At 67.3% G+C, this 11,587-nt stretch carries 8 protein-coding genes; 4 read left to right on the plus strand and 4 right to left on the minus strand.

What is annotated here, in order from left to right:
* Positions 1–16 precede the first annotated feature (16 nt).
* The 4 genes from LB310_RS02635 to LB310_RS02650 form a co-directional block, all read right to left on the minus strand.
* Positions 17–346, minus strand: coding sequence for a hypothetical protein (locus tag LB310_RS02635; RefSeq protein ID WP_278804868.1), 330 nt, complete (start codon positions 344–346; stop codon positions 17–19).
* Positions 339–2,555, minus strand: a complete 2,217-nt coding sequence (locus LB310_RS02640) for a molybdopterin-dependent oxidoreductase (protein ID WP_278804867.1) — start codon at positions 2,553–2,555, stop codon at positions 339–341. The genes LB310_RS02635 and LB310_RS02640 overlap by 8 nt, the downstream gene beginning before the upstream one ends.
* Before the next feature lie 53 nt (positions 2,556–2,608).
* The gene (locus LB310_RS02645; RefSeq protein ID WP_278804866.1) at positions 2,609–3,910 is read right to left on the minus strand and encodes a nitrate/nitrite transporter; all 1,302 of its coding nucleotides are present in this window, start codon (positions 3,908–3,910) and stop codon (positions 2,609–2,611) included.
* Between the two features lie 78 nt (positions 3,911–3,988).
* Positions 3,989–5,263, minus strand: coding sequence for an MFS transporter (locus LB310_RS02650; RefSeq protein ID WP_278804864.1), 1,275 nt, complete (start codon positions 5,261–5,263; stop codon positions 3,989–3,991).
* Between the two features lie 383 nt (positions 5,264–5,646).
* Between LB310_RS02650 and LB310_RS02655 the strand changes: the two genes are divergently transcribed.
* The 4 genes from LB310_RS02655 to LB310_RS02670 all read left to right on the plus strand — a co-directional run bounded on the left by LB310_RS02655 (position 5,647) and on the right by LB310_RS02670 (position 11,516).
* Complete coding sequence (locus LB310_RS02655; RefSeq protein ID WP_278804862.1) at positions 5,647–7,227, plus strand: helix-turn-helix transcriptional regulator; 1,581 nt, start codon at positions 5,647–5,649, stop codon at positions 7,225–7,227.
* 240 nt (positions 7,228–7,467) lie between these two features.
* Positions 7,468–10,209: a molybdopterin-dependent oxidoreductase gene (locus LB310_RS02660; protein WP_278804861.1), complete on the plus strand. Its 2,742-nt coding sequence runs from the start codon at positions 7,468–7,470 to the stop codon at positions 10,207–10,209.
* A complete protein-coding gene (locus tag LB310_RS02665; protein WP_278804860.1) occupies positions 10,202–10,858 on the plus strand; it encodes a 4Fe-4S dicluster domain-containing protein in 657 nt (218 codons plus the stop codon). Before LB310_RS02660 ends, LB310_RS02665 begins: the two co-directional genes overlap by 8 nt.
* Positions 10,839–11,516, plus strand: coding sequence for a molecular chaperone TorD family protein (locus LB310_RS02670; protein ID WP_278804859.1), 678 nt, complete (start codon positions 10,839–10,841; stop codon positions 11,514–11,516). Before LB310_RS02665 ends, LB310_RS02670 begins: the two co-directional genes overlap by 20 nt.
* The last annotated feature ends 71 nt before the right edge of the window (positions 11,517–11,587 follow it).

The following is an 11,587-nucleotide window of genomic DNA, read 5'->3' on the forward strand; positions in this document are numbered from 1 at the left end:
CCCGCCCCCTTCCCCGTTACTCCCCCTTCGGGGCGTACAGCACCACGTTGCTCTTCGCGCGCAGCTTCAGCAGGCCCTCCACCGGACCCACCTGCAAGGCGCCGGTCGTGCATACCTTCGTGCACAGGGGGCGCGGGTCGCGCCCGTAGCACGCGCCGCACTTGTCGAGGTTCGGCGCCACCAGGTGGTACAAGCGCAGCCTACCGTCCACGGGACGCGGGTCGCGACGGACCACCTCCATCCACTTCTCATCGTAGCCGAACCGGTTCGCCTCGCGGCAGGCGGTCTGGCAGCTGTAGCAGCCGGTGCAGCGGTCGGTGTTGAGCAGCATGCCGATGCTAGCCATTGATATCAGCTCCCTTCTTCACGCGGCACAGCGTCGAACGCATGGCCGTGGCCCCCCAGCGCGGCTCGGCAGGGCGGGACGGAACCAGCACGTTGGGGTTGGCCTTGTCCCAGCCGTAGCCGGGAAGCCCCAGCTCGGGGCATTCGTCGCGCCAGCCGTGCCGCGGAGCTGCCAGCACCCCTTTCAATATCTCATGCGTGACGTGCGCCTTCGACACGATATGCCCGCGCGGCGACTCCACCGTCACCCAATCGCCCTCGATGATGCCCTGCACCGCCGCGTCGTCGGGATGGATGAGCACGAACGGGTGAGGGTACAGCTCGCGCTGCGCGGGAATGTTCGTCCACGCCGAGTGGAAGAACGCATACAACCGATGCCCCGTCACCAGGATGAGCGGGTACTCCTTTGCCAGCTCGGGCTGGGACACGGGAGTCTCGGCAGGCTCGGTGTAGTCGGGCAGCGGATCGTAGCCGAACCGCGCGAGCGCGTCGCACCAGAACTCGATGCGGCCCGTGGGCGTGTTGAAGCCAGGCTGCCCGTCGGGACGGATCATGCCCTTCTCGTACTTCTTGTACACCGGCCCGTCCGAACCGCTGCCGTCGTCGAGCGGAAAGTACGCTCCCTGCACATACTCGTCCCAGGTGAGGTCCATGCCGTAAAACTCCTTCAGCCGCCAGAGCACCATCTCGCGCTCGTCGGCCCACGGCCAGTCCTCGGGCTTGATGCGCTTGCCCCACTCGAGGAAGAACTTCCAGTCGTCCCAGCACTCGCCCGGCGGCTCCACGGCGCGCTCCGTGGAGATGACCAGGTTGCCGAACAGCTCCTCGTCCACCGTGTCGCGCTCCGACCAGTCGGCCGTGGGCAGCACGAGGTCGGCGAGCTTCGTGGTGGGCGAGAAGTAGAAGTCCTTCGACACGATGGTGTCCACGAGCGGCGAGGTGATGGCCTCGTGCACGCGGGTGGCGTTCTCGTAGCACAGCAGCGGGTCGTTGGCTACGAACACCATCATCTTGACGGGGCGCGGCTCGCCGGTGATGGCGGCCTCGAACACGGAGGCGGGGGCGTTCGAGCGGCCGAACACCTTGTAGAGAGGGTAATCTTCGCCGCCGAACGTGAACAGGTCGGCGCGGCCGGGGTCCTTGGCAGGGTCCCACAGCGTGATGCGGTCGTCGAGCATGGCACTGAACGCCACGTTGATGGGCACGCCGCCGGGAACGTCCAGATGCCCGAGCAGCCCTTGCAAGCACGCCACGGCACGGCCCGACTGGATGGCGTTCGTGTGCATGCATCCGGGGCCCAGCACCGCCTGGAACGCCACCGGCCCGTTCGTGGCCAGCAGGCGTGCGCAGCCGGCGATATCGTCCGCGGCCACGCCGGTGATGGCCTCCACGCGCTCGGGTGGGAACTGCGCCACGCGCTCGGCCAGCTCGTCGAAGCCGTACGTCCAGCACGACACCCATTCCTCGTCGTAGAGATTCTCCCGTATGATCACGTTCATGAAGCCCAGCGCCAACGCAGAGTCGGTGCCGGGGCGCGGCTGCAGGAAGAACTCCGCGTTCTTCGCGAGGTCGGTGTAGCGCACGTCGATAACCACGTACTTCGTCAGGCCCGCCTCTATGCGATCCAAGATCATCTTCGTGCGCGAGCGCTGCGTGGCCGGGCTGCACCCCCAGTGCACGATGGTGCTGGCGTTGGCCAGGTCGCCGTCGCAGTCGCTGAAGATACCCAGCGTGAAGGCGTTCGGCAGCATGAGCGGCATGAGGCACACGTGCGTGGGCGCCAGGCTCCAGCCCTCCAGGCCGAGCGACGAGTTGATGCGGCAGTGCCAGTGGTTCCAGGTACGGCCCGTGCCCTGGCCGGTGATGATGGCCTCGGGGCCGTACGCCTCCTTGATGCGGAAGCATTCGTCGGCGATGATGTCCAGCGCCTCGTCCCAGCTGATGCGCTCGAACGCGCTCTTGCCGCGGTTCTCGGGGTGCCGCTCGCCTTTAGGGTCCCAGTCGGAGCGCTTCATGGGGTACAGGATGCGCCCCTCGGTGTTGTTGTGTATCTCGCGTTGGGAAAGCCCCGACCCGCAGAAGACGCCTTTGCTGCGCGGGTTCTTCGGGTCGCCCTCCACCTTCACGATCTTGCCGTCCTCGGAATGGACGATTGCGCCGCAGCGGGCGTGACAGGTCACGCACACCGTGCGGGTTGTCTTCACGGCCATGGTCTTCTCCTTGCAGGTTCGTCGGTTAATCGGTTGTACGGGAATGCGGTTTCTCACGCGACGCGGCCGGCACCGTCTCCGCCGCCGGACTCGACGGCGGGCGCATCGCCGGCTTTGCACGCGGCCGCCTCGCAGTCGGCTTGGATCTTCTTCATGGGGCGCAGCACGTAGGACAGGAGCATGCACGCCATGGCCACCATCACCAGCAGCACGATCAGCATGAACGCACGGTCCACGCCCAGCAGGTCGGTCACCCGCGCGAGGCCCGCCATGGCGGACGCGTTGCCCAGGAAGTAGGCGGACATGACGGCGGCGTTGATGCTCACGTAGTCCTTCATGCCGAACAGGTCGGGGATGAACAGCGACGACAGGATGGACACCATGAGGATGGTCGACGCGAACGCCATGCCCGTGTACGCGAGCGGCACCGCGCCCGTCTGCGCCCAGGCCAGCAGCATGCCGATGCCCAGCGCGTAGCACACGAACACGACAAGCGCCGTGGTGCGGCAGCCGAACCGGTTCGTGATGACGCCGGCGGCGATCATGAGCACAGCGCCCATCATCGTGTGCACGCCCAAAAACGCGGCCGCATCGGCGTTCGACACGCCATGCGCGGTGAAGAACACCGTGGAGAACGCGCTCGTCCCGTCAAGCGCCCACGCTCCCAGGAAGATGACGGCGCACAGCAGGTAGAACGACGGCGTGCGCAGCGCCTGGCGCAGCGTGATGCCGCGGTGGACCTTGTCGTCGCACGTCGCCTCGGGCCCCGGGTCCGACCCCGCGGGCACTCGGCCGATGAGCACGAGGTTCGAGAACAGGCCCACCGCCAGGCTGAGCCCGGAGAACGTCCACAGCACCGTGCGGTAGTCCGCCACGCTCAGCAAAAATGCCACCAGGAACACCTCGAGCGCCGTGAGCACGTAGTACCCGCCAGCCACGAATCCGTAGGCCGCCTGCGTGCGCCGCCCGTAGAACCTTGCGACCACGCCAGATGCCGCCGCGTGCGCGCCGAACGACAGCACCACGCCGTTGAGCACGTTCGCCACGATCCAAAGGTACACGTTGGTGGCCAGCGCGATCATGGCCAGCACCGCCGAAACGGTGACGCTGCCCAGCAGCAGCGACCACTTCGGCGTGATCCGGTTGATGGCCTTCGTGGCCACGAGGCTGCCCAGAAACGCGCCGATGGTGGCCAGCGTCGGACCGATCATGAACATGCTGAGCGTGGCGTTCGTTCCCTCCAGCAGATCGGGGATCATGGCGTTGAGCACCGTGGTGGTACCCGTGCCCGTAGTGAGGATGAGGGCGCAGCCGATGGCGGCGGCGATCGCCCTTCCCCTGCTAACCTGCTCCATCGTTTTCCCCTCCTCTCTCCTTCGCCAGCCGGCGCGCGGCATTGCGACGTGGCGGCCGCGTGCCGGGGCGAACGGCGTCTAGGCCTCGGCCGGTGCAGAGGCGGACGGAGCGGAGGAGGCCTTCGCCAGCTTCTTCATGGGACGCGTGACGTAGGCGAACACCACGCACACGATGGCCACGGCGCCCAGCCCGGCCGTGAACAAAAACGCATTGTTGATGCCCAGTGCCTCGGTAAGCCCGGACAGCGCGATCATGACCACGGAGTGACCCAGGAAGTACATGGCCATGCACGCCGCGTTGATGCTGGCGTAGTGCTTCATGCCGAACAGCTCCGGGATGAACAGCGACGGCAGGATGGCCACGATGAGGATGGCCGAGGTGAGCGCCATGCCCGCGAACACGAGCGGGAACCCGCCCACGCTGGCCCAAACGAACAGCGACAGGATGCCCACGATGAAGAACCCGAACACCAGCACGCCCGACACGCGCGTGCCGAACTTGCGCGTGATGAAGCCCGCGAACAGCATGAGCACGGCGCCCACCAGCGTGTGGATGCCGAAGTACGAGGCGGCCACGGCTTCCTGCACGCCGTAGGTGGTGAAGAACACCGTGGAGAACGTGCTCACCGCGCTCATGGCCCAGGCGCCGATGAACATGACGATGGCGAACAGGTAGAACGTGGGCCCGCGCAGGGCCTCCTTCAGGGACACGCCCACCTCGTCGACTGCGGCCTTCTGCGCCTGGCGCGCCGCCTCGCCCTCGTCGGGGGCATGCTTCGGCACGCGGCCGATGAGCACGAGGTTGGAGAACACGCCGATGCCCAGGCTCAGGCCGGCGAATATCCACAGCACGGTACGGTAGTCGGTCACGCTCATGAGGAACGCCACGAGGAACACCTCGGCGGCCACCAGCAGCGAGTACGCGCCCGAGATGACGCCGTACACCGACTGCGTGCGGCCTCCCCAGAACTTGGCCGTGACCGCCGAGGCGGCGGCATGCGCGCCGAACGACAGCACCACGCCATTGAGGGCGTTGGCGAATATCCACCAATACACGCTGCTCGTCATGGCGAAGATGACCAGCATGAGCGTGACCACCAGGGTGCCCAGCAGAAGCGACCACTTCGGCGTGAGCTTCTCCAGAAGCTGCGTGGCCACGAGGCTGCCGATGAACGCGAAGATAGTGGCCAGGCTGGGACCCAGCATGAACAGCGTGAGCGGCGGATTGCCCATGCCGCTCATCAGATCCGGGATCATGGCGTTGAGCACGGTGGTGAGGCCCGTGCCCGTGGTGAGGATGAGCGCGCATCCGGTGGCCGATGCGGCCGCGCGCGCCTTGGTTATCTCTTTCATTCCTTTCCCCTTTCCCATAGTCTCATAGTACCGTACGGGCCGCTCCTCCTTCCTGGGGCCCGCCTTCCGCCCGCACTATACGGGGCGGGCCCGCACGGCGAATCGCAGGAAAGGGCGTATAGGGGCGGCGCGCGGCGGTTTCCCCTGTGGCGAAACGTGGTATCTTTGGTACGAAGAAAAGTATGAGGTCGCTGATTGATGGCGTTTGAACTGGTAAAACGTTTTTTATGCCACAGATCTGCGCGCCGCGGGAATCCTCCCGTCGCCCCGTGCGCGGCCCGAGCGCTGTGATAGAATCGGTTCGCCGATAGCCGAACGGGGCTGTGTCGGAGCCATCCTTGAAGGGGATCGCGGCCTTCGGCATCGTGGGGAAGGGGGCCTCCATGGACGACAGAGCCGATTCCAACCGTATTGCCGAGCTGGGCGCGGAAACCCGCGCCGAGAGCAACGCCGACCTGCTGCTGGCCGTGTACGCCACGACGCACCTGACGTTCGTGTGGTACGGCATCGCCTATCTGCTGTTCGGCGTGGCCGGCGCCTTGCCCGAGGCCGGGTGGGCGCCCGTCGACGGCTTGCCGCTCGTCGCCGCGCTCGCAGGCATCCTGGGAGCCTACGCCACCCTGCTACGCGTGCCCATATTCCACGACTACCAAAAACGAAGCCGCGTGCTGGCGGCAGACCTGGCCGTGCTGCTTGCCGGCTCGCTGGCGTTGGGCGGGGCCCTTCTTGCGGGCGGCGCGGCCGCCCCGTACGCCGCTGCGGCGGCCGGCCTCGTGCTGGGCTATGCCGTGGGCGTGGCCGGGCTGCTGGCGCTGGACTTCGCCATCGGCTTCGAGCGCGGGGCGTTCGTGGTGTGCCTGTGCGCCTCCCTGGTGCTGGGCATCATCGGGTACTGCCTGTGCTCCGAATTCGGCCCCCTTTGCGGCCTGGCCGTCTTCGCCGTGCTTGCCGTCGCGGGCACCGCGGCTGCGTTCGCGTACTCGCGACGGCTGCTGGACATCGACAATCCCGAGAAGATGCTCACGGCGCAGGCGTTCGCCAAGATGTCGCTGAACTCGCAGACCGGTTGGTTCCTGCTGTTCTACGGCATCGTCGTGGGCTTGAAGAGCATCGAACTCGTGGTGGCCGCGCCGCGCTGGGAGGCGCTCGCGCAGCTGGCCGGGGCCTTGGGATTCGTAGCAGGCGCCGCAGTGTCGCTGTTTTTGCTGGTGAGGAACCCGGGCAACATGCTGTTCGGCAAGGCGCAGCGCTTCGCGTTCCCGTTTTTGGTGATGGGCCTGCTGCCGTGGGGCGCTTTGGGCGAGGCGTTCGCGCCGCTGGCGTTCGTATGGTCGTTCGCCGCCTGCGCCCTTTTCATGGCGTTCGTGTTCGACACGCACCACTTCCTGTCGAAGAAGTATGCCGTGCCGCCGCTGTACCCGCTGGTCATCGGGTTCCGCTCGTTCGTGAAGGGGCTCATAACCGGTAGCGTTGCCGCCATGGTCGCGTTGGCGGCGGACCCGGCGGCGGAGCTGGTTGCAGGCTTGAGCCTGGCACTGGTGGTGGTGCTGTGCTTCCTGATCGTGCTGGTGCGCGAGGAGCCCGACCGCACGGCGCAGGAGACAGCGATCGATGCGGCGGTCGCGGGAGCCGGCAGGGCGAGTGCCGCCGCCATCGCGGAGGGCGATAGAGCAGGCGACCCGGACGCCGTCGCGGACGAGCGGCCCGCACGCCGGACGGGCGTGTGGATGGGCTGCTGCCGCGCCATGGCCGACGAGGCGTCGCTCACGCCGCGCGAGGCCGAGATCCTCGCACTGCTGTTGAAGGCGAACACCACGGAGCGCATCAGCGGCATCCTGTGCATCTCCGCCCACACCACCAAGACGCACATCTACCACATCTACCAGAAGTTCGACATCAGCAGCCGCAGCGAGCTCGCCGACCTGTTCGAGGCACGCCTCGAGGCCGCGAAGCGAGGGGAATGAGACATCGCTTCGCCCCTGTGATTCCTTACGAACGTTTTCGCAGGTCGCACGCTCTCATACTTTTCACCATAAACCCTTCTTCCCGAGAAACGGCCTGATTCCGGCCAGCACCAGCGCGCCCTGGCGGCGCAAATACGCCGTTTCCCTCGATTCCAAGCCCCGGCCGTTCCCGTACTTTGAGGACAGCGCCCGCCGCGGGCACGCAGGCGGACGCGCGAACCCGAGAGCAAGGAGACGAAGATGGAAGAGGCGAAGAGGACCTACAACCATTGCCGAGCCTGCCATTTGAACTGCGCCACCTACGCAACGGTCAGGAACGGCCGGCTGGAGCGCATCGACGCCGTCCCGCCGGAGGAGGGCGGCACCGGCAAGGTGTGCGCGCGGGCCATCGCCGGGCCGCAGCTGGCATACAGCCCCACGCGCGTGCGCTATCCGCTGAAGCGTGCCGGTAAGCGCGGCGAGGGCAAGTGGGAGCGCGTGTCGTGGGACCAGGCCGTGGCCGAAATCGCGCGCAAGGTGTACGACCTGTCGAACGAGCACGGTCCCGAGACGTTCGTGCTGCCCGGCCGCACCGGTCGGCACGACATGGGATGGATCGCGCACCGTATCGCGCGCACCATCGGCACGCCGAACAACTACTACGGCGCTATCCAGGTATGCTTCCTGCCCCAGTTCCACGAGCAGATCACGTTCGGCAGCTACCTGGCGCAGAACGTGGGCACGGCACCCTCCGAGCTGTTCGTCACCTTCGGCATCGAGACGAACTACTGCTGGCCCGTGCTGGCCGGCGCCGGCTCGGCGGCGAAAACGGCCGGCATGAAGCACATCGCGCTCGACCCGGTGGCGGGCCCGCACGCGCTCAAGGCCGACGAGTGGCTGCCCATCCGCCCCGGCACCGACCTGGCGTACTGCCTGTGCGTCATCCGCCACTTGCTGAGAACCGGCCAGTACCGCGACGACTTCGTGCGCGCCTGGACGAACGCACCGTTTCTGGTACGCGAGGACACGGGCGGCTTGCTGCGCGAGAGCGACGTGAAGCGCGGCGGCAAGGCCGACCGCTACCTGTTCTGGGACGAGGCGAGCGATTCGCTGAGGTTCTGGGATGCCGGCGAGGTGCAGTGGGAGGGCGGCGTTAGCGGTCGGGAGCACTACGAGGAGTTGGAGGAGGCGTTCTTCGCGCGCGAGGTGCGCACGGACCCCTCCCCCGCCATCCTGCCCGAGGGCGTGCGCCCTGCCCTGTTCGGCACGTACCACGCGAAGGTGGGCCGCTGCGGCATGGACGTGGCCTGCAAGCCAGCCTTCCAAGTGCTCGCAGACAACGTGGAGGCCTGGACGCCCGAGCACACCGCCGCCGTCACCGGGGTCGACGCCGCGCAGATAGAGCGCACGGCGGAGATGATAGGCGCCGCCGACCCGGTTGAGTTCTTCCAGGGCACGCAGTACATGTCCACGAACCTGTCGCAGTACATCAACGCCATCGCCATCTTGAAAACACTGAAGGGCCAGGTGGACGACCCGCGCCCAGGCGGCACCATCATGTCGCAGTTCTATCCGGTGACCCCGGTGTACTTTCCCGGCGAGTTCGACATCAGCTTCGCCGACGGCCTGCCGCTCGAGCAGAAACGCAAGCGCCTGGGCTACTACGAGCACCGCATAGGCTGCGGTTACGCCTACGAGGAGTGGTCGAAGTGGCACCCCGTGCGCCCGCAGAACGCCGACGGCATGCTGTGCTTCCCGGACATCGGCTGCGTGCTGGAGGCCGCCGAGACGGGCAAGCCCTATCCTGTGCACGGCATCATCGCCATCAGCTCGAACTGGCTCACGCACGACCCCGCCACCGCGCGATGGATGCGCCTGCTGGAGGACGAGAGCAAGATAGCGCTGCACGTGGTATCCGACATCGTCATGACGCCCACGGCCGAGATGGCCGACTACGTGCTGCCCGCCCTCACCTACCTCGAGCGCAACTACCTGGAGATCAACCTGGGCACCGTGAACGCCTTCAAGAAGTTCTACCGCAAGGCCATCGAGCCCGTGTGCGAGGCGCGGCACGACTACGAGTTCGGCGCGCTGCTGTCCCGCGAACTGGAGAAGCTGGACCCGAAATACGGCCATGGCCTGCTGAACCCGGAGACCTCGATGTTCTGGGCGGGCGAGTACGGCCGGTTCTGGATGGCCGACACCCTGGACGAGGAACGCGACATCTGGACGCGGAAGTTCCTGGGCAAGAGCTTCGAGGAATGCCTGGACGAGCGCGTGGTGTACGCGCCGGGCTACCAGGCGTCGCCGGAGGGAAACCGCCATCTCATAGCCGGCAAGTTCCCCACCGACACCGGGAAGGTGAACCTGTTCTCTACGCTGCACCACCGGGCGGGCTATCCTGCGTTGCCTGTGTACGAAGAGCCCATGGAGTCGCCGGCCAGCCGGCCGGACCTGGCACGGGACTACCCGCTGGTGCTGACCACGGGCAAACGCCAGGCGGGCTTCTTCCACTCCGAGTTCCGCCAGCTTCCGTGGATACGCGAGATCAACCCGGTGCCGGAGGTGTTCGTGAACCCCGAGACGGCGCGTGCGAACGGCGTCGGGCACGGCGACTGGATCTGGGTTGAAGCGCCCGCGACCGGCGGCCGCGCGCCCCTGAACCGCATCATGGGGAAGGCGAGCTTCAGGCTCATGACGGCGCCCGGCGTGGTGTCGTACTCGCAGCATGCCTGGTGGCGGCCGGAGAAAGGGGCTTGCGAAGACCTGCACGGCGCCTTCGAATGGAACGCCGGCTGCCTGCTGCAAACCAACGACGAGACGCCCGAGACCGGCACGCCCGGTCTGCGCTCGCAGCTCTGCCGCATCTACCCGTGCAGCACCGAGGACCTCGAGCGCTACCGCCCGGAGATCACGCGCGCCCAGATGGAGGCGCTCATGCCCGCGGAAGGCACCGCATCCCCGACCGACTCCCCGACCGACAAGGAGGCCTGCCATGACTAGGCTGGGAATCATCGTGAACCTGGAAACCTGCAACGACCTGCGCAGCTGCATGGCGGCATGCAAGCGCGAGCACGGCACGTTCATAGGGTCGCACCCGGTGGACGTGCGCACGGCGCTGGACGAGGGCTTCCCCCACCCGAACACGTACTTCGTACCGTTGCTGTGCCAGCACTGCGGCCGGCCGTCCTGCGTGCCGGCGTGCGCGCACGGCGTGCTGGAGAAGCGCGCGGACGGCATCGTGGCCGTGGGCGACACGGGCGCGTGCGCCTCGTGCGAGGGGAAACCCTGCGTGCGGGCGTGCCCCTACAGCGCCATCGACCTCGACCCGCTGACCGGGCGTATCGCGAAGTGCGACCTGTGCGCCGAGCGCGTGGATGCGGGCCTGGAGCCGGCATGCGTGGGCGAGTGCTTGACCGGATCGTGGTTCTTCGGCGACTTCGACGACCCGGACAGCTTGGTGTCGGGCATCCTGGCCTCGTGGGAGGGCTACGCGCACCGGCTCAAGCCCGAGGCGGGCAACGACCCCGGCGTGCACTACCTGCTGCACAGCAAGGAGTGGCGGGGCATGGAGGGGCTCTACAGCCCTGCCTGGCGCAACGGGGCGGAATGCGGCGAAGCGGGTGGGTGCGATGGATGCCGCCGCGCGTAGCCGCTACGAGGCCGCCCGGTGCCTGCTTATGGCCGAGGCGTTTGCGGATGCACCCACGGCCGAGGTCGTCGAGCGCTGCAGGGCCGCATGGGCGGAAGCGGACGAGCGCCAAGGTGGCAAAGTGGGAATCAATTGCGCGAACAGTGGCACAGACGGCAATGCGAAGGCCGACCACTCGGGCGATTTCGCGGGCAGCGGTTGCACGACCGGACACCTGGAGAACGCCTTCAGCGAGCCTGCCCTCCGAGACATACGCGTTGACTACACGGCGCTATGCTGTGGAACGAATGCGGACAGCCCGCTGCCGTACGAGTCCATCTACCGGGGAGGCGAGCGCCTGCTGAAGGGCCCGGGCTGCGTGGGGCTGGCGGAACTTTACGAGCGGGAGGGTTTCCTGCCGCCCAAGGGAGCGTCGAACGAGCCGGAGGACTTCCTTCCCACGCTGCTGGGGTTCCTGGCATTTTTGCACGAGGAGGAGGCCGATGCCCGTGAGGCGGGCGACGATGGGGCGGCCGCACGCGCCACCAACCTGGCGGACGCGTTCAGGCTGGAGCACCTGCACTGGGCTCCTCGCTACGTCGACGAGGCCCTGCGCATTGCCGGCACCCCGTTCTACCGGCGAGCGCTCGCCGAGCTGCGCGTGCTCGCAGAGGCATAGCCGCAGAACGTACGGCAGGCCTTGCAGGCCAAAGGGGCGAGGACGTGCGCAGGCCGCGCCCCCTCGCCGCA

Source organism: Gordonibacter sp. RACS_AR49, assembly GCF_030418435.1.
GTDB classification, from domain to species: Bacteria; Actinomycetota; Coriobacteriia; order Coriobacteriales; family Eggerthellaceae; genus Gordonibacter; species Gordonibacter urolithinfaciens.

Bases quoted from the DNA above. Each gene is read 5' to 3' on its own strand.
- LB310_RS02635 (WP_278804868.1), bottom strand. From the start codon at position 346: ATGGCTAGCATCGGCATGCTGCTCAACACCGACCGCTGCACCGGCTGC.
- LB310_RS02640 (WP_278804867.1), bottom strand. From the start codon at position 2,555: ATGGCCGTGAAGACAACCCGCACGGTGTGCGTGACCTGTCACGCCCGC.
- LB310_RS02645 (WP_278804866.1), bottom strand. From the start codon at position 3,910: ATGGAGCAGGTTAGCAGGGGAAGGGCGATCGCCGCCGCCATCGGCTGC.
- LB310_RS02650 (WP_278804864.1), bottom strand. From the start codon at position 5,263: ATGAAAGAGATAACCAAGGCGCGCGCGGCCGCATCGGCCACCGGATGC.
- LB310_RS02655 (WP_278804862.1), top strand. From the start codon at position 5,647: ATGGACGACAGAGCCGATTCCAACCGTATTGCCGAGCTGGGCGCGGAA.
- LB310_RS02660 (WP_278804861.1), top strand. From the start codon at position 7,468: ATGGAAGAGGCGAAGAGGACCTACAACCATTGCCGAGCCTGCCATTTG.
- LB310_RS02665 (WP_278804860.1), top strand. From the start codon at position 10,202: ATGACTAGGCTGGGAATCATCGTGAACCTGGAAACCTGCAACGACCTG.
- LB310_RS02670 (WP_278804859.1), top strand. From the start codon at position 10,839: ATGGATGCCGCCGCGCGTAGCCGCTACGAGGCCGCCCGGTGCCTGCTT.